Genomic DNA, 18,230 nt, shown 5'->3' with positions numbered 1-18,230 from the left:
ACTCACTCCGGCAAGAAGGATTAGTGATGGAGCTCGGTCTCGTCGGTCTCGGCAAGATGGGCGGCAACATGCGCGAGCGCATTCGCCGCGCAGGCCACACCGTCATCGGATACGACCGCAACCCGGACCTCGCCGATGCGGCGAGCCTGGAGGAGCTGGTCAGCCAGCTCCAGGGGCCGCGCGTGGTGTGGGTCATGGTCCCCGCAGGGGCGGCCACCCAGTCCACCATCGACGAGCTCGGATCGCTTCTGTCGCCCGGCGACGTCGTCATCGACGGCGGCAACTCCCGGTGGACGGACGACGAGAAGCACGCAGCGGAGCTGGCCGACAAGGGCATCGGCTTCGTGGACTGCGGCGTCTCCGGTGGCGTCTGGGGCCTGGAGAACGGCTATGCGCTGATGTACGGCGGCGACAGCGAACACGTCGCCAAGGCGCAGCCGATCTTCGACGCGCTCAAGCCGCCGGGGGACCTTGGCGCGGTGCACGCGGGCAAGGTCGGCGCCGGCCACTTCGCCAAGATGGTGCACAACGGCATCGAGTACGCCATGATGCAGGCCTTCGCCGAGGGCTGGGAGCTGCTGGAGGCGGTGGACTCGGTCACCGATGTCCGCGAGGTCTTCCGTAACTGGCAGGAGGGCACGGTCATCCGGTCCTGGCTACTCGACCTGGCCGTACGCGCGCTGGATGACGACGAGCACCTGGAGAAGCTGCGCGGCTTCGCGCAGGACTCCGGTGAAGGCCGGTGGACCGTAGAGGCGGCCATCGATCACGCGGTGCCGCTGCCCGCGATCACCGCCTCGCTGTTCGCCCGCTTCGGCTCGCGGCAGGACGACTCGCCGTCGATGAAGATGATCGCCGCGCTGCGTAACCAGTTCGGTGGCCACGCGGTCGAGAGCAGCAAGAAGTAGCTCACGCACGACAGCAAACAGCAGTAACAGCAGGTCGCGCGGCCCTCGTTGGCCGCGTACGCAAAGCGCTCGACGGGGGAGGTCGGTACGGAAGCCATGCACGTCTCGCATCTGTCACTCGCCGACTTCCGCTCGTACGCCCGGGTCGAGGTGCCGCTCGATCCGGGCGTCTCTGTGTTCGTCGGCCCGAACGGGCAGGGTAAAACCAACCTCGTCGAGGCCATCGGCTACCTCGCCACGCTGGCCAGCCACCGGGTATCAGCGGACGCGCCGCTGGTGCGCATGGGCGCCGAGCGGGCCATCGTGCGGGCCGCGGTGGTCCAGGGCGAGCGGCAACAGCTCATCGAGCTTGAGCTGAACCCAGGCAAGGCCAACCGCGCCCGGATCAATCGATCTTCACAGGTCAGACCGCGTGATGTGGTCGGCATCCTGCGTACGGTGCTGTTCGCGCCCGAGGATTTGGCGCTGGTGAAGGGCGACCCCGGGGAGCGGCGCCGGTTCCTCGATGAGCTGGTTACGGCCAGGGCGCCGCGCATGGCCGGGGTGCGCTCGGACTACGACCGGGTGCTCAAGCAGCGCAACACGCTCCTCAAGACGGCCGCCATGGCTCGCCGGCACGGCGGCCGACAACTCGACCTGTCCACGCTGGACGTGTGGGACGAGCACCTGGCCCAGGTGGGCGCGGAGGTGCTGGCGCAACGCCTCGACCTGGTGGCCACGCTGCGCCCATTGACCGACAAGGCGTACGAGCAACTGGCCCCCGGCGGCGGGCCGGTGACCCTGGAGTACCGCAGCGCCGCGAGTGAGGCGGCGGGGGGTGCGGAGCTTGGCACCGCGGACCGCGGCGAGCTGTTCGAGCTGTTGCGCACGGCGCTCGGCGAGGCGCGCAAGCGGGAGATCGAGCGGGGCGTGACGCTGGTGGGGCCCCACCGCGACGATCTGCTGCTCAAGCTGGGCGAGTTGCCCGCGAAGGGGTACGCGAGCCACGGCGAGTCCTGGTCGTACGCGTTGGCGCTCCGGCTTGCCTCGTACGACCTGCTGCGTACCGAGGGAAATGAGCCGGTGCTGGTCTTGGACGATGTCTTCGCCGAGTTGGACGTACGGCGCAGGGAGCGGCTGGCGGAGTTGGTGGCGCCCGGCGAGCAGGTGCTGGTGACGGCCGCGGTGGACGACGATGTGCCGGGCGTGCTGGCGGGCGCACGGTACGCGGTCTCGGAAGGCGTGGTGGAACGCGTATGACGTGGTCGGTGGCGGGTGGTTCGTGGCCGAAGCAGGACGGGGCCGCGGGGTCGGTGCCAGGCAGTGCCCAGGGGCTGGGTGCCGGGGCTCGGACGGGTGCGGGCGATGAGGCTGGGACCGGTACCGCAAGTGCCGCCGACGGTTCTGTGGCGGCGCCTTCGGGCGTGGACTTGGCGCGGGTCGCGCTGCGCGCCGCCAAGGAGCGGGCGCGTGCGCATGGCGCGGCGGCGCAGCAGAAGAAGCAGGCCAGGCGCGGCGGGCTGCGGTCAGGGGCGCGAGCGGACGGGCGCGATCCGCTGCCGCTCGGCGCGGCCATCAACCGGCTGATCACCGAGCGCGGTTGGGAAGCCCCGGCGGCGGTCGGCGGGGTCATGGGGCGTTGGCCACAGCTTGTGGGGCCCGAGGTGGCACAGCACTGCGAGCCGCAGCGTTACGACGAGGGGCCGCGCGTACTGACGGTGTGTTGCGACTCCACCGCGTGGGCCACCCAACTACGACTTCTCGCACCACAGCTCGTGGCCCGGTTGAACGCGGACCTCGGGCACGGCACCGTGCGGTTGCTCAAGGTGCTGGGCCCCGGCGGCCCCCCGCGGCGGTACGGACCGCTGCGTGCGCCGGGCAGCCGGGGCCCGGGCGACACCTACGGCTGAGCGCGCCGGCTCCGGCTGAGCGCGCGTCAATTGAGCGTGTGCTGACCCCCGGTTGTGCGTGCTGGCCTGGGGTTGCGCGTGCTGGCCTGCGGTGAGCGTGCGCCGGCATCGGTCGAACCGTGTGTATAGGCCCCGCAAACGATCTCGTATGAGGGAATGGGTGGGCGCGCAGTGCGTGCGGCGCGCGCCGGGGCGCCCACCCACACGCCGCGGTGCTCCGCAGGCCTCCGGCGGCGCTTCTCCGAGTTGCTCGTGGTGCGGCAGCCGCTCCAAGGCGTGCGTACCGCTCTCTGGTGCGCCCCCGGTGTGTCCCCGACGAGGCAGCCCACGGCGTGTCCCGGGTGTGGCAGCGTTCCTTGGCACTGCGCTCGCCGAGACAGTTTCGCGCTCGCTGGCCTGGCTGCCTGCCGCGCTCGTTATCGCGCCACCCTCGCTGAAGGAAACGGGTCGGATGCTGGAGTACGTGTGCAGTGGACTCGTATGCGGCCTGGGGGCGGGTGTCGCGGGGGCGCACTCCCCCGAGGCGGTATGCGATGTGTTGCTGGCATATGCCCTGCGACCTGCGAAGATGCGTTTGCGGGGCGTGTGTGCCGTGCGTGTGTGGGCGCGCGTCGCGAGCGTTCACAGCGTGCTGGTGGTGGCGCGGGTGGCTGAGTGCGCTGGTCCACGGCCTTTCGGGTGGCGACCCTGAGTGGGGCCGTACGGGGCTGGGACGGGCGGGAAGGGTGAGACACCGCTCACGTTGCCGGTCGTTGATAGGCGGAAGCGCTGAGTGCCGGTGTGAGCCTCCTAGAAGCCCAGACCAGATATGGGGAGTAGGAAGGCGCCGGTTCAGGGCGCCAGTAGCCGACTCAGGCACCCGCAAGCCCCAATTCTGTCGGCACTTACCGGTAGACTGAGGTACACCGTCGCCGCTTGCGCACACTGTGGGTCACAGTGCGTGCGGGGCATTCGAAAGACAAGGCCGGTCCTCCGTACCAGGGGTTCGGCTCTGCTGTGCCAGAAAGGGCGCTTCGTGGCCGATTCCGGCAACCCCAACGAGAACATCACTGCTTCCCCGACCCCGGAGGTCACTGACGTCACGGGGGCGCCGCCCTTGTACGACGCCAGCGCGATCACGGTCCTTGAGGGTTTGGACGCGGTCCGTAAGCGACCCGGCATGTACATCGGGTCCACCGGTGAGCGCGGCCTGCACCACTTGGTCCAGGAGGTGGTGGACAACTCCGTCGATGAGGCGCTGGCCGGTCACGCGGACGCGATCGACGTGACGATCCTGCCGGACGGGGGCGTGCGCGTTGTCGACAATGGGCGCGGCATCCCGGTTGGCCTGCACCCGGTGGAGAAGAAGTCGGCCGTCGAGGTCGTGCTGACCGTGCTGCACGCGGGTGGCAAGTTCGGCGGTGGCGGTTACGCCGTCTCCGGCGGTCTGCACGGCGTGGGCGTATCCGTCGTCAACGCGCTGTCGTCGCGGCTGGCCGTCGAGGTCAAGCAGGACGGTTTCCGTTGGACGCAGGATTACAAGCTGGGCGTGCCGACGGCCCCGCTGGCCAAGAACGAGGCGGTGGAGGATACCGGCACGACGGTGACCTTCTGGGCCGACCCGGACATCTTCGAGACCACGGACTACTCGTTCGAGACGCTCGCCCGCCGGTTCCAGGAGATGGCGTTCCTGAACAAGGGGCTGACGATCTCCCTTACCGACGAGCGCGAGGCGCACGTTGATGAGGAGGGCAAGCAGCTCTCGGTCACGTACTACTACGAGGGCGGCATTGTCGACTTCGTGAAGTTCCTGAACGCCCGCAAGGGTGAACTGGTGCACCCCACGGTGATCGACGTCGAGGCCGAGGACAAAGAGCGGATGCTCTCCCTTGAGGTCGCGATGCAGTGGAACGGCCAATACACCGAGGGTGTCTACAGCTTCGCGAACACCATCCACACCCATGAGGGCGGCACGCACGAGGAAGGCTTCCGTGCGGCGCTGACGTACCTGATCAACAAGTACGCGCGCGAGAAGAAGTTCCTGCGTGAGAAGGACGACAACCTCGCCGGTGAGGACATTCGCGAGGGACTGACCGCGATCATCTCGGTCAAGTTGGGCGAGCCGCAGTTCGAGGGCCAGACCAAGACCAAGCTGGGCAACACGGAGGCCAAGACCTTCGTCCAGAAGGTCATCAACGAGCACCTCACGGACTGGCTGGACCGTAACCCCAACGAGGCCGCGGACATCGTCCGCAAGTCGATCCAGGCGGCGACGGCCCGGGTGGCGGCCCGTAAGGCGCGCGACCTCACGCGTCGTAAGGGCCTTCTAGAGACGGCGTCGCTGCCGGGCAAGCTGAGCGACTGCCAGTCCAACGACCCGACGAAGTGCGAGATCTTCATCGTCGAGGGTGACTCCGCCGGTGGTTCGGCGAAGTCGGGGCGTAACCCGGAATATCAGGCGATTCTGCCGATCCGGGGCAAGATCCTCAACGTCGAGAAGGCGCGGATCGACAAGATCTTGCAGAACACCGAGGTGCAGGCGCTGATCTCGGCGTTCGGTACCGGGGTGCAGGAGGACTTCAGCATCGAGAAGCTCCGCTATCACAAGATCATCTTGATGGCGGACGCCGATGTGGACGGCCAGCACATCAACACGCTGCTGCTCACCTTCCTCTTCCGCTTCATGCGACCGCTGGTGGAGGCCGGGCACGTCTTCTTGTCCCGCCCCCCGCTCTACAAGATCAAGTGGGGTCGGGACGACTTCGAGTACGCGTACTCCGACCGGGAGCGCGACGCGCTGATCTCGGCCGGGCGCGAGCAGGGCAAGCGCACCAGGGACGACTCCGTACAGCGCTTCAAGGGCCTCGGTGAGATGAACGCCGAGGAACTGCGCGTGACGACCATGGATGTCGATCACCGCGTTTTGGGCCAGGTCACGCTGGACGATGCGGCGCAGGCCGACGACCTGTTCTCGGTGCTGATGGGGGAGGACGTCGAGGCACGGCGCTCGTTCATCCAGCGCAACGCCAAGGACGTCCGCTTCCTCGACATCTGAGTCGGCCCATCCCCAGCCCACCGGTGCCAGGGCCCTAGCCGCCGCCTGAAAGGACTTTGACCAGCAATGGCCGACGAGAACCCCCCCACCATCGAGAATCCCGAGCTGACCCCGCAGGCCGTGGGAGCCGGAATGCGCGTCGAGCCGGTCGGGCTCGAAACCGAGATGCAGCGCTCGTACCTCGACTACGCGATGAGCGTGATCGTCTCGCGTGCGCTGCCCGACGTGCGGGACGGCCTCAAGCCGGTGCACCGGCGCGTGTTGTACGCGATGTACGACGGCGGCTACCGGCCTGAGAAGGGCTTCTACAAGTGCGCTCGCGTCGTCGGCGACGTCATGGGTACGTACCACCCGCACGGTGACTCCTCCATCTACGACGCACTGGTGCGGCTCGCGCAGCACTGGTCGATGCGCATGCCGCTGGTGGACTCCAACGGCAACTTCGGGTCCCCCGGCAACGACCCGGCCGCCGCCATGCGGTACACCGAGTGCAAGATGGACCCGCTGGCCATGGAGATGCTCCGGGACATTGACGAGGACACCGTCAATTTCCAGGACAACTACGATGGCCGTAACCAGGAACCGACGGTCCTGCCTGCCCGGTTCCCGAACCTGTTGGTCAACGGCTCGGCCGGAATCGCGGTCGGAATGGCGACCAACATCCCGCCGCACAATCTGCGCGAGATCGCCGAGGGCGCCCAGTGGGCCCTGGCCAACCCCGAGGCTTCGTCCGAGGAACTGCTCGACGCGCTCATCGACCGCATCAAGGGCCCGGACTTCCCGACCGGCGCCCTGGTGGTGGGCCGCAAGGGCATCGAGGAGGCGTACCGCACCGGGCGCGGCTCGATCACCATGCGTGCGGTGGTCGAGGTGGAGGAGATCCACAACCGCCAGTGCCTGGTGGTCACCGAGCTTCCTTACCAGGTCAACCCGGACAACCTCGCGCAAAAGATTGCCGACCTGGTGAAGGACGGCAAGGTCGGCGGCATCGCCGATGTGCGCGATGAGACCTCTTCGCGCACCGGTCAGCGACTGGTGATCGTGCTCAAGCGGGACGCGGTCGCCAAGGTCGTACTGAACAACCTGTACAAGCACACCGACCTCCAGTCCAACTTCGGCGCCAACATGCTGGCCCTGGTCGATGGAGTGCCGCGCACCCTCGCGCTCGACGCCTTCATCCGGCACTGGGTCACCCATCAGGTCGAGGTCATCGTCCGGCGTACCCGTTACCGGCTGCGCAAGGCCGAGGAGCGGGCGCACATCCTGCGTGGCCTGCTCAAGGCGCTGGATGCGATCGACGAGGTCATCGCGCTGATCCGGCGCAGCGACACGGTGGACATCGCCCGTGAGGGCCTGATGGGCCTGCTGGCCATCGACGAGATCCAGGCCAACGCGATCTTGGAGATGCAGCTCCGCCGGCTGGCCGCCCTGGAGCGGCAGAAGATCGTCGCGGAGCACGACGAGCTTCAGGCCAAGATCAACGAGTACAGCGCGATCCTGGCCTCCCCCGAGCGGCAGCGGCAGATCATCAGCGACGAACTGGCTGCGGTGGTGGACAAGTTCGGCGATGACCGGCGCAGCAAGCTGGTGCCGTTCGACGGTGACATGTCCATCGAGGACCTGATCGCCGAAGAGGACATCGTCGTCACCATCACGCGGGGCGGCTACGTCAAGCGCACCAAGACCGAGGACTACCGCTCGCAAAAGCGCGGTGGCAAGGGCGTCCGGGGCACCAAGCTCAAGCAGGACGACATCGTCTCCCACTTCTTCGTCTCCACCACCCACCACTGGCTGCTGTTCTTCACGAACAAGGGCCGGGTCTACCGGGCCAAGGCGTACGAGTTGCCGGACGCCGGACGGGAGGCGCGCGGCCAACACGTCGCCAACCTGCTGGCCTTCCAGCCGGACGAGCAGATCGCCCGCATCTTGGCCATCCGGGACTACGATGCGGCGCCGTACCTGGTGCTGGCCACCAAGGCCGGTCTGGTGAAGAAGACCGTGCTCAAGGACTACGACTCGCCGCGCTCCGGTGGCGTCATCGCCATCAATTTGCGCGAGACCGACGAGGGCGGCGAGGACGAACTGATCGGCGCCGAGCTGGTGTCGGCCGAGGACGATCTGCTCCTTGTGAGCAGGAAGGCGCAGTCAATCCGGTTCACTGCCACGGATGATGCACTGCGCCCCATGGGCCGCGCGACCTCGGGTGTTAAAGGCATGAGCTTCCGCGGGGGTGACGAACTGCTCTCGATGAATGTCGTTCGGGCCGGTACGTTCGTGTTCACCGCCACCGATGGCGGGTACGCCAAGCGGACGGATGTGGATGAATACCGCGTGCAGGGGCGTGGCGGTCTCGGAATCAAGGCCGCGAAGATCGTGGAAGATCGCGGCTCGCTCGTCGGCGCGTTGGTGGTCGAGCAGAGCGATGAGATCCTTGCGATCACCCTCAGCGGCGGTGTGATCCGTACGCGGGTCAACGAGGTCAGGGAGACGGGCCGTGACACCATGGGCGTTCAACTGATCAATCTAGGCAAGCGGGATGCCGTGGTAGGTATCGCGCGCAACGCCGAAGCGGGTCGCGAGGCCGAAGAGGTCGAGGAACTCGTTGAGGCGGTCGAGGCAGCCGAGACGGACGATGATGTCGAGGCGACCGAGGCGACCGGCCCAGAATCAGCCGAGGGCGAGGCGCCCCCGGCCGGGAGCGATGAGGAGTAAGTCGTGACTGGAGCCACGGGCGCTGCGGGTGCTGAGGGCGGGCAGCCCATCGGACCTGCGACGGCGCCGGACAGCGTCCGTGGCTCGGCCGCTGACTCCCGCAGGGGAGCGGCTGACTCCCAGAGGGGAACCGTGACGGATACCCGAGGTGCCAAGCAGGGCTATGAGCCGTACGCGGCGAGCCCACTGCCCAGTGAGCGGCCGGCATCACAGCAGCAGTCCCAGCCCTATCACCCGCCCCACGCGTACGCGCCGCCGGCGGGTGAGACCGGCGGCGCACAGGCCGGCGGCCAGCACCAGGGCAAGGCACAGAACGTTGGTTCGGTGGGCGGGCAGGGCGCGGCGGGCGGTCAGCAGGCGGTGCGCCGCCCGCGCACGCCGGCGGGCGCGCGTACCGTGCCGCGCACCCGAAAGGCCCGGTTGCGGGTGGCGAAGGTCGATCCGTGGTCCGTGATGAAGGTCAGCTTTCTGCTCTCCATCGCGCTGGGGATCTGCACGATCATCGCGGCCTCCGTGCTGTGGATGACGATGGACGCGATGGGTGTCTTCTCCACCGTGGGCGGCACGATCACCGACGCCACCGAGTCCAACGAGGGCGGCGGCTTCGACCTTGAGTCGTTCATGTCGCTGCCCCGCGTGCTGATCTTCACCTCGATCGTCGCGGTGATCGATGTGGTGCTGGCGACGGCGTTGGCCACGCTGGGGGCGTTCATCTACAACCTGTCGGCGGGTTTCGTCGGCGGGGTGGAGCTGACGCTGGCGGAAGACGAGTAAACCCACCTAAAAGAGCAGAACGAGCAGAAACGAGCAGGCCGGCCGGCACGGGAACCAGGACTGGACCAGCGCCAGGACGGAACCAGTGCCGGCCAGCACCGGGCCTGTGCCGGGCCCGTACCGGCCCGGGAAGCGCGGCGCGAAATGGCTTCCAGAGGGCCGGGCGGCGCTGAGGCCGGGGCGACGCGGGGATAAATCCGCCGGGGGTGTCCGGGCCGTTGTACGAGTGATTCAGGGCCCGGCCCGATACCGATTTTGGGACAGGGCTGGTGGTGCGCTAATCTTTCGGTGCAGCGCGGGGCTATAGCTCAGACGGTTAGAGCGCTTCCCTGATAAGGAAGAGGCCACAGGTTCAAGTCCTGTTAGCCCCACCGATGCGAACGGCCCGGATGGAGGGATATCCATCCGGGCCGATTCTTTTGTCCATCCACTGAGTTGGGCCAGGGCCTAGGTCACTGATCGGTATCGGCCGGTGTGTATAGTCGGGCGCCAGAAGGTCTCCTACGTCAAGGAAAGACGAGGTCGCGCGGTGAAGAAGCTTCTCCTGGTCGCACTGGCCGCAATCGGCGGGCTCCTCGTGTACCGCCAGATCCAGGCGGATCGCGCCGAGCAGGATCTGTGGACGGAGGCGACCGACTCCGTGCCCGCAGGTTCGGGTGTGTGAGTCGCACTAATCCTCTTACGGGGCCTCGATCGCTCGCAGCGGTCGAGGCCCCGTAGTTTGTCGTGGCAGTTGTCGTGGCAATTTATGGTGGACGTTTTGTGGTGGTGGGGGCGGCAGTGGGGGTGGCAGTTTGTGTGGTGGGGGCGGCCGGCGGCGCCGGCGCGGGGTTCAGCGGCGTTTGGGGCGGAGCCTGACCTGCCCGGGTCGGGGCGGCGCGGGGGTTGTGGCATGGGCGGGGGGCCCGGTCATGTCGTTGTTTCTCGTCTCGCCCCTTGAGTTCACGTAAGCAAACAATTAGCTTGCACGAGCAAAACGTGGTGCCGGAAACCGCTACGACGAGGAGCGTCGCCCGATGAACGACCGCCGCCGTAGGCATCGGACCAGCCTCGCCGCGGTGGCGGTGCTCTGCACTGCGGGCGTCGTGGGCGGCCTGATACCGGGGTCGGCGCAGGCCGCGCCGGGCGCCCACGAGCGTACGTACCGCACCGCGGGACCCCGCATCAGCGGCGGTGAAAGCAGCGACAACGCCGCATCGCTCGCCGCCGGTGGGCCCCGCGTGGACAGCATCGGCAACGGCGAGACCCGGTTCTACTCGGTCGATCTCGACGCCAGCTCCACCGCCTACGTCTCGGCCGTGGCCATTCCGCCGCCAGGCTCCGGCATCGACGCGTACAAGGACGAGATCCGGATAACGCTGACTCGGCTGGACGGCGGGCGCTGTGATGCGGCGCTCGCCGGGGCCGACGCGGACGACGTGGCCCACCCGTTCGGCACCGCCGTCGTACGGCAGCCCGGTTCCGGCACCTCGGCGCGATGCGGCGACGCGGGCCGTCATCTCGTCAAGGTGGAGCGGCCCAGCACGCCGACACCCCGAGCACAGCGCTGGACGCTCGAAGTCCGGCACATGCGTGAACCCGCGGTCAAGGGCGGCCCCACCGAGCAACCCCCGAAGGGCAGTTGGAGTTCCCAGGCGCCCCTACCCACCACCGAAACCCCCAGGCCACGCCCGGGCGGCACCGGCTTCAACGACGCCACAGCACTGTCGCCCGGAGCCTGGAAGGACACCGTCGAGCCCGGCCAAACCCGCTTCTTCAAGGTCCCCGTAGATTGGGGACAACAGTTGCTGACCAGCATCGAAGTCCCCAGCCCCGCGGGCTCGACGGGCAAGCCGACCGGCAGCGCGGGCTTCCTCAGCGACGCACTCGGCGCGACGCTCTACAACCCAGGCCGCGCGCTGCTCGCCACCAACCATTTCATCTCGTACAAGGGCGACCAGAACGGCTCCCGGATCGGTACCGCGCCCCTCGCCTACGCCAACCGAGCGGCACACTCCCAGGCGGCTGTGCGGGCCGCGAGCGTTGCCGGCTGGTACTACGTCGCGGTCTCCATCAGCCCGGAGATGGAGCGGTACTTCAAGGACGGCGTCCCGGTGACCGTACGAGTTCACCTCAAGGGCACGCCGCGGCCGGGCCCCCGCTACGACGGCAGCGCAACGGCGGGCGGCTTCGGCGTCGGCAAGGACGACGAGCGCGCCGCACGTCGCGGGCAAAGCGCCGCCGAGGTACGGCAGAGCGACCAGTTGCGGGCCGTTGCGTACGGCGGTTTCGCCTTGGGTACCGCGCTGTTGGCCGGCCTCGGCGCCTGGAAGCTGACCGCTCGCCGCCGTGCGGCCTCGCCCGGGGCCTCGTCTGCGGCTGGCGGGGGACCGCCGGGCGGAGGCTCGCATTCCGGTTGGTAGTGGGGGTGTTGGGGAAGTGACGGGCCGTGGACTGGTGGCCTAGTTGATGAGACGCCTTAGCTGGTGGTGTGCCCGGCCGGTGAGTTGGGCTAGTCGGCGCCGATGTGTTCGTTGGGGTAACGCGCTAGCTGATCCACTGCGCTAGCTGGCGAGGAGCGCCCAGGTGCCCACGCCGAAGCAGATTGCTGCGGCGATCAGGATGATGAGCGTCATGGCGCGCGATGGCCCGGGAGGGCGTGCGGAAGCGTGCCCGGCGTGCGGGATGTCTGGCAGCGCCGTAGGGGCCGAGGCCGTAGGGGCTCCCGAGAGCAGAGCCGCACGTACGGGTCCGCTGGCGGTCGCCGACGAGATCGAAGTGCCCAAGCCGGCCGGGGAGTTGGAGGAAGCCGGGTCGAGAGGCGTGCTCGCTGCCGAGGGCTTTGGGGGGTCCGTGGCACCGGAGGTCATGGGCGTGGTGGAGGCGCCGAAGGTGCCAGAGGTTCTGGTGAACGCCGAGGAGTCCGTGTTGGCCCGGGCCGCGTCGGTGGCCGCTGTGGGGGAGGTTGGTGGCGGCACGGGCAGGTGCGGGCCGTATGGCTGGGGCGTAGCGCCTTGTGGGTAGGCCGCCGTGGTCGGCCCCGGCTGCTGGCCGTACGCGTGCGGGAGCGTGTACGGACGGGTATGTGGCGTGTGTGGTGTGTGTGGCGTATGTGGGTCGTTGGGGTAGCCGTATGTGCCCTGGTAGGGCGGTAGTTGCTGGGGCACGGTGGGTGCCGTGTGCGGTGGGTTAGCGGGCGCGGGCGCGGCTATCGGCGGAGGGGCGGGGGCCGGGGGTGTGGGTTGCTCGGTGCCGGCTCGGGCCTGTCCCGGCGCGCCTGACGGCGGTTGTGGGTCGGCCGCCGCGTGACCCGGTGTGGGCTGTGGCGGGGCCAACGGGAAGCTGTCGGTACGCGACATCGCCGGCTCGGAGGATGCGGGTTGCGCGGGTTGCTGGGGTTGCGCGGGTTGCTCGGGCGGGGTGGGCCGCTGGGTGGCTGCTGTCCCCGTGGTCCCCGTGGTCCCCGTGGTTCCCGTGGTTCCCGTGGTTCCCGTGCCCGTAGTCCCCGTACCCGTTGTTGGGCCGGCTGCTGGATCGGGGGCTTTGAGCGGGTCTTGCCAGGGGCTGGTGGTGCCAGGCGCTGGTGCGTTCGGCGGCTGAGGGCCTTGCCAGGAGCCCTGCGGCAGCCCGAACCAGGAGTCGGCCGTCGCGGAGGTGCCCGTGGCATCCGCTCCGGTGGGGTGGCTGCCCGTGGAGTACGGGCCCGCGGTGTGTTCGGTCGGCGCGGCAGGCGGGCGAGGGGCGTGCGGTTGGGGAGCTGCGTGCCGAGCGGCGGGCTCGGGGACCGTCTCCCGGCCGCCGGAGTTCGCCCCGGCCCCAGCCCCAGCCCCGGAATCCGATCCGGAATCCGCCCCCGCCCTGCCGTCAAAGCCGTTGGGGCCGCCTGAGCTACCGGGGTTGGTGGGGCCGCCGGGGCTGTCAGCCCTTGGCGTACCCGTCGTGCCCCCCGTACCCGTCGGCCCGTGTTCGTCCGCCGTACCCGTCCCGCCCGCCGGGGCCACCGGCGTGGAGCCGCCCGGATACCGGCCGAGTGAGGCGGCTTCGGCTGGATACGGCCCCGTGGCGTACGGGCCCGTGGCGTACGTGTCCGTCATGTCGGGTTGCGCCGGGCGGTCGTACGCGCCGTACGCGTCGTACTCCTTCGCCAGGGCGAGTGGGTCCGGGCGCTGGGCCAGCCGGGCCGATCGGGGGCGCGGGGTTGGCGCCGTTGGACCATCGGGGCCGAAGCCGGGCGGGAGCGGGCCGAGGTGGTCGAAGACCTCGACCACCTCGTCGTCGAACTCCGGTTCCGGCAGGAGTTCGACCGCCGACAAGAGTGCCTTGCGGGCGCCCGTCGCCGTGCGGAAACGGGCCTCTGGGTCGGGCTGGAGAAGGTTTGCGATCACCTGCCAGAGTGGTTCGGGAATGCCGTCGGGCGCATTCGGTACACCGTGTTCCATAAAGCGCTTGATGAGGGCTTCCGCGTCCGGCTTATGGCCGCTGAGGAGATACAGCGCCACCAGACCCACCGTAAACAGGTCCGCCGGAAAGTCGGGTTCCGCGCCCAGAATCTGCTCCGGCGCGAAATAACCGGGTGTCCCCACCACGAAGTTGGTATCCGTAAGCCGGGGCTCCCCCTTGGTCATGGCGATACCGAAATCCGAGAGCCGCAAATGTGGACGCCCCGTCCCGGTGGCCTCAAGCAGCACATTGGCGGGCTTGATATCGCGGTGCACCACGCCCTCCGCGTGCACCGCTGCCGTCCCGGAGAGCAACTGGTCGAGGAGCATGCACACGAAGGAGGGCGGCAGCGGCCCGTAGTCGCCGATGAGGTGTGCGAGCGAGCCGCCGCGCACCAGGTCCATGGTGAACAGCACCTTGTCGTCGTCCGCCGCCCAACTCGCCGGAGCCAGCACATGCGGATGATCGATCCGCAGGGCCTGCTCGCGTACGAACCTCAATAGCGTGTGGGCATCGCTTTGTTGGAGCACCTTGGCGGCGACGTAACGCGCTCGACGGTGATCCCAAGAGCGCCACACCGCACCTACCCCGCCGCGGCCGATCGGATCGACCAACTCGTACCGACCAGCGAAGATCTCACCCATCGCGCCCCGACCGTCCGCTCACCCATCGACTCGAACCGGCTCGAACCGACCCGGCTCAGTTCGGCTGAGCGGCCGGTGCGGCCCTCAACCTTGGTGTGACTCGTAGTGGGCGACCGCTTCGCCGGTGCGCCCCGCGCCGTACACGCGAAGGAATTCTGCCAGTTCAGGGTGGGCGGGGGTGAGGGCGTCGGCCGCATCGATGATGTCGCCTGCTGCGGCGACCGACCGCAGCAGCGACTGGATCTCGCGCACCACGCGCCGCACCGTGGGAGCGCCGCTGCTGGCCGTGGTCTGCGAGGTGTTGTTCAAAACGGAACCGCCGGCCGACTTTTTGACCTCCTCCATACGTTCGGCGGCCTCGGCCGCGCTGATCCTGCCGTCTGCGACCTGGCTGGAGAGCTCCTGTAGCGCCTGTACGCGCTGGACCACGGCCGGGTTGCCGATCTTGGCCCGTTGGCCGCTCATGAGCTGCGACAGCATCGGTGCTGAGAGTCCCAGTACCGCGGCGAGGCGGGCCTGGTTGAGCCCGAGGTCGTCGATCAGACGGCGGAAGAGAGCGCCCAGCGGTTCCCCATACCAACTGCGTTGCAGGTCCCGTGCGCGGGCGGTGGCATCCTGCTGTGCTGCGTCCATCTCGCTCTCCCCTTCGCTTCGCTGCCGCGAATCTTGCGTGGCATCCTACGGAGAGCGGTACGTACGAGCGATACCCGGTCGGGAAAGCTATCAAGTAACAGGTATCCTGTATCGGCAACGGGGCCTTAGCTCAGTTGGTAGAGCGCCGTCTTTGCATGGCGGATGTCAGGAGTTCGACTCTCCTAGGCTCCACGTTGTGAGACCCCTCTGACCTGCGGAAACGCAAGTCGGGGGGTCTTTTTGTGTCAATTTCTGTGCTGACGCGTCAGCACAGCCGTGCTGACGTTTGACTTCGGCTGGCTGCTGCTTGGGCGTGGGCAGTGTCCGTGCCCTCTCTGCTGATCCCCTAAGACCGACGGGTGGACTGAGGTGCGGCCCTGATCGTGGTCATCATGCTCAGCCGATCGAGGCGGTGCGCTTCTAGGTGAGGTAGGACGCTTCGCGTCTCCCGCTGGCGACTCTGGACTTGGTGATTGATGACAGTCCGGGCACGGGCCGACTTGTCAGGGAGCGTGGACGATGGCTGGTCGTCTGGCGCTCGTGCATATCTCCGAGACTCCGCGGCGCTCTTCAGGCTGTGGGCCCCCGCCACCTCAGGGGTTGTCGGGTGTGGTGTGGTGTGGATAACCTGCCCAGAAGTAAGGAGTTCGGGATAGGACCTGAACCACCGCTGATCTCTTCGAGGCATGGAGCGTCGGAACGCGCCCTCGCCACCGCCTCTTTCCGTGTTCTCTTCCGTTGCCGCCGGGATGTCAGCGCTCCAGCGGCCGAAAGGCGTTTGCATGACTATCTACTGTCAACACGCGAACCGTGGGAAGACGCAGATTCTGGCGGTCTACCGGCGTGCGGACGATGCCGTGTCGTCCACCGTGACGAGCCTCGGCTCTGCAGGGCTTGCAGCACCGATCGTCGAAGCGCTCAATCGGATTTCCGCCCTTGCCACAGTCCCCCTGGGCCTCTGGGACGAGCGGGGCAGGCGGGTGGCTCATTATCCCACTGAGCATCTGGCGGCGCTCACCGACCGGGCGGCGCGTGCTGGGCTCCTTAGCGGATCGCACAGTCTCTGGTACGAGTGGGTCTGCTGGGATCTTCACCAGGCGCTGGCCGACCTGGACAAGGCGGTCGCGGCCGCGCCCGCTCCGATCAGGATCGCGATCGAGGCGGAGCTGGAGATGGAGGAACGTGAGCTGCGCGATGCGCTCGCCGAGTACTCGGAGGCAGTCCCTGTGCCTGAGGAGAACCAGCGTTCCTGGGATTCCGGGTTCCCGTTCGTTCCGTACAGCGGCGGTATGCACCTCCTGACGCGTGAAGCGAGGAAGGAATTGGACCGTCTCGAGGAAGGCATCACCCGCGAGAAGAGGGAGGCGGCAGTTTCGGACTTGCGGCTGCTGGTCACCGCCTTCGACCAGTGGTCGGCCGCGCAGGCGGACGACGGGATGTTCTCGCTGGAGTTCCCCGAGATCTTTGCTGAGCCGTACGACGCGGATCACCACTTCCTGACCGTCTCCGCACCAGATCCCGGTGGTGAGGGCATGGACGCCTGGCACGTCGATGTGTGCCGGTGGGTGCCCGATGATCCTCAGGAGAAGGGGGAGGAGGAGTACAGCAGCGCCACCGGTAAACACCTCCTCCGGTGCGTACTGCCCGCGACTCCGAGTGCCGAAGACGTCGCCCAGTTGTTGTCCAGGGTCTCTGCGGAGCCGGTGGTACTCACGGAGTGGGCTCAGACGACCGTGGGGAGCCCGCTGAAGGGGACGAGCCTAATCGTCACCTCATGCCTGGCCGATGAGTCTTGAGACAGTCCGCACCGGGGCAGCCTTTGCTGTCTCAGCTAGGCAGCATCCGTGGGGGGAGGAGGGCTGACGAGAGGAGCTGCCGTCGCTTTAGGCGGGGCTGCTGCTGCCCGTGCCGAGTTGGAACACTAAGCGGTATCGGGTGAGTGGGTGCACTTGCAACGGGTTTCTCATCGAGCTGGCCGCCGGGCGGACCTACACCCTCAACCTGGACATACTGCCCCGCCCCGAGCCTGAGAACAACCCCGCCTGACCTGTTTGTATGGCGATCTAGCCGGACTGGAAACGATGGGAACGGGGCTGGACCTTCTGAGTTGCGGTGCAGGTTTGCTCTCATGCGGATCTCCTGGGACCAGGTGGGGCTCCTTCGTCGGAGGTGTGCCGAGTCGGGGGAGGGGCCGGTTATGGCGTTGGGTCTGCCCGTACGCATCTCTTCGGAGGTGCGGCTCTCTCTATACTTCAGATATGGATCAGGAACTGGAGCGAGCCGCACTCGTCGCACTGCTGCGGCGTGGGGACCGCTCCTGGTCCGAGATCACGGACCAGGTTGAAGTCGTAGGCAGCGCTCGCACCGTGCTCGAGGATGTGCTGGACACCACGGGGCAGGGTTCTCTCTTCGATACCCAGCCGCCCGCAGACCTGGACGCGGGCATTGCTGAAATCGCGGCCTGGGAACGTGAGGGCATGCGGTTGGTCACCATCCTTGATGAGGACTACCCGCTCTATCTGCGTTTGGTCCACCAGCGCCCGCCCTTTCTCTTTCTGCGCGGTGCATCCGTTGAGGACGATCTGCGGGTTGCTGTGGTGGGCACCCGTACTCCGACGCCGGAGGGCGTAGCGCACGCGCGCGCAATCGCTGGCGGACTTGCGGAGCGTGGTGTCACCGTGGTAAGCGGCCTGGCTGCGGGAATCGACACCGCAGCACACGGCACCGCGCTTGCTGTCGGTGGCCGAACCGTAGGAGTCATCGGTACCGGTCTCCGACGCTCCTACCCTGCGCAAAATGCCCGGCTGCAGCAGGAGATCGCCGAGCGGGGGCTACTACTTTCCCAGTTTTGGCCGGATTCGCCTCCCTCAAAGGCGTCATTCCCCCTGCGCAACGCGGTGATGAGTGGCTACAGCCTGGCGACTGTCGTTGTGGAGGCTGCCTACCGCAGCGGGGCCCGCATGCAGGTCCGACTTGCGCTGGAGCACGGCCGAAGAGTCTTCCTCATGCGATCTCTTATGACGCACGAGTGGGCGCGAGAGTACGCGTCCCGGCCGAATACCACCATCATCGACGGCCCCGACGACGTCTTCACCGAACTCGACTCCCTCGTCCCGGTCACGGGCGAGCTCACCTGGGCGTAGAGGGCGGCTGCGGGTGGCATCCGTCGTTGGGCTGTCCGCCAGGTATGCCAACTTCCTCGTCCACCCTTTGGTGG

General features: G+C 67.9%; 11 protein-coding genes, 2 tRNA genes and 1 pseudogene. 12 read left to right on the top strand and 2 right to left on the bottom strand.

Going from position 1 to position 18,230, the window contains the following annotated elements; genetic code table 11:
* Positions 1-26 precede the first annotated feature (26 nt).
* From gnd to FHS42_RS05430, 9 genes are all read left to right on the top strand, one after another.
* Entirely contained in the window at positions 27-908 is an 882-nt protein-coding gene (gnd, locus tag FHS42_RS05470; RefSeq protein WP_184569364.1) for a phosphogluconate dehydrogenase (NAD(+)-dependent, decarboxylating), read from the top strand.
* Between the two features lie 96 nt (positions 909-1,004).
* On the top strand, positions 1,005-2,147 hold the full coding sequence (gene recF / locus FHS42_RS05465) for a DNA replication/repair protein RecF (RefSeq protein ID WP_184569363.1): 1,143 nt from the start codon (positions 1,005-1,007) through the stop codon (positions 2,145-2,147).
* The gene (locus tag FHS42_RS05460; protein WP_246494210.1) at positions 2,144-2,797 is read left to right on the top strand and encodes a DciA family protein; all 654 of its coding nucleotides are present in this window, start codon (positions 2,144-2,146) and stop codon (positions 2,795-2,797) included. Before recF ends, FHS42_RS05460 begins: the two co-directional genes overlap by 4 nt.
* A gap of 991 nt (positions 2,798-3,788) precedes the next feature.
* The gene (gyrB, locus tag FHS42_RS05455; RefSeq protein ID WP_184569773.1) at positions 3,789-5,831 is read left to right on the top strand and encodes a DNA topoisomerase (ATP-hydrolyzing) subunit B; all 2,043 of its coding nucleotides are present in this window, start codon (positions 3,789-3,791) and stop codon (positions 5,829-5,831) included.
* 66 nt (positions 5,832-5,897) lie between these two features.
* Positions 5,898-8,543, top strand: a complete 2,646-nt coding sequence (gene gyrA / locus FHS42_RS05450) for a DNA gyrase subunit A (RefSeq protein ID WP_246494209.1) — start codon at positions 5,898-5,900, stop codon at positions 8,541-8,543.
* Between the two features lie 132 nt (positions 8,544-8,675).
* Complete coding sequence (locus FHS42_RS05445) at positions 8,676-9,317, top strand: DUF3566 domain-containing protein (RefSeq protein ID WP_184569362.1); 642 nt, start codon at positions 8,676-8,678, stop codon at positions 9,315-9,317.
* 297 nt (positions 9,318-9,614) lie between these two features.
* Positions 9,615-9,688, top strand: a tRNA-Ile gene (locus tag FHS42_RS05440).
* 158 nt (positions 9,689-9,846) lie between these two features.
* Positions 9,847-9,981, top strand: coding sequence for a DLW-39 family protein (locus FHS42_RS36130; RefSeq protein WP_003958712.1), 135 nt, complete (start codon positions 9,847-9,849; stop codon positions 9,979-9,981).
* Between the two features lie 352 nt (positions 9,982-10,333).
* Positions 10,334-11,719: a hypothetical protein gene (locus tag FHS42_RS05430; protein WP_184569361.1), complete on the top strand. Its 1,386-nt coding sequence runs from the start codon at positions 10,334-10,336 to the stop codon at positions 11,717-11,719.
* Between the two features lie 1,781 nt (positions 11,720-13,500).
* Here FHS42_RS05430 and FHS42_RS05420 read toward each other — a convergent pair.
* Both FHS42_RS05420 and FHS42_RS05415 read right to left on the bottom strand, forming a co-directional pair.
* Positions 13,501-14,380: pseudogene (locus FHS42_RS05420) on the bottom strand (serine/threonine-protein kinase); the annotation flags it as partial.
* Positions 14,381-14,464: 84 nt separating this feature from the next.
* Positions 14,465-15,013 carry a helix-turn-helix domain-containing protein gene (locus FHS42_RS05415; protein ID WP_184569360.1) on the bottom strand — a complete coding sequence of 183 codons (549 nt, stop codon included), beginning with the start codon at positions 15,011-15,013 and terminating at the stop codon, positions 14,465-14,467.
* A gap of 119 nt (positions 15,014-15,132) precedes the next feature.
* Here FHS42_RS05415 and FHS42_RS05410 point away from each other — a divergent pair.
* The 3 genes from FHS42_RS05410 to FHS42_RS05400 all read left to right on the top strand — a co-directional run bounded on the left by FHS42_RS05410 (position 15,133) and on the right by FHS42_RS05400 (position 18,156).
* A tRNA-Ala gene (locus FHS42_RS05410) sits at positions 15,133-15,205 on the top strand.
* A gap of 590 nt (positions 15,206-15,795) precedes the next feature.
* Positions 15,796-16,809 carry a hypothetical protein gene (locus FHS42_RS05405; RefSeq protein WP_184569359.1) on the top strand — a complete coding sequence of 338 codons (1,014 nt, stop codon included), beginning with the start codon at positions 15,796-15,798 and terminating at the stop codon, positions 16,807-16,809.
* A gap of 462 nt (positions 16,810-17,271) precedes the next feature.
* Positions 17,272-18,156, top strand: coding sequence for a DNA-processing protein DprA (locus FHS42_RS05400; RefSeq protein ID WP_184569358.1), 885 nt, complete (start codon positions 17,272-17,274; stop codon positions 18,154-18,156).
* Positions 18,157-18,230: the final 74 nt, after the last annotated feature.

Origin of the sequence: Streptomyces zagrosensis (assembly GCF_014203645.1) — a bacterium.
GTDB classification, from domain to species: Bacteria; Actinomycetota; Actinomycetes; order Streptomycetales; family Streptomycetaceae; genus Streptomyces; species Streptomyces zagrosensis.
This window is presented reverse-complemented; position numbering and strand designations above follow the sequence as displayed.

Excerpts from the sequence above, each read along its gene's own strand:
- FHS42_RS05400 (WP_184569358.1), top strand. The coding sequence starts at position 17,272 with ATGGATCAGGAACTGGAGCGAGCCGCACTCGTCGCACTGCTGCGGCGT.
- FHS42_RS05460 (WP_246494210.1), top strand. The coding sequence starts at position 2,144 with ATGACGTGGTCGGTGGCGGGTGGTTCGTGGCCGAAGCAGGACGGGGCC.
- gnd (WP_184569364.1), top strand. The coding sequence starts at position 27 with ATGGAGCTCGGTCTCGTCGGTCTCGGCAAGATGGGCGGCAACATGCGC.
- FHS42_RS05415 (WP_184569360.1), bottom strand. The coding sequence starts at position 15,013 with ATGGACGCAGCACAGCAGGATGCCACCGCCCGCGCACGGGACCTGCAA.
- FHS42_RS05405 (WP_184569359.1), top strand. The coding sequence starts at position 15,796 with ATGACTATCTACTGTCAACACGCGAACCGTGGGAAGACGCAGATTCTG.
- FHS42_RS05430 (WP_184569361.1), top strand. The coding sequence starts at position 10,334 with ATGAACGACCGCCGCCGTAGGCATCGGACCAGCCTCGCCGCGGTGGCG.
- gyrA (WP_246494209.1), top strand. The coding sequence starts at position 5,898 with ATGGCCGACGAGAACCCCCCCACCATCGAGAATCCCGAGCTGACCCCG.
- recF (WP_184569363.1), top strand. The coding sequence starts at position 1,005 with ATGCACGTCTCGCATCTGTCACTCGCCGACTTCCGCTCGTACGCCCGG.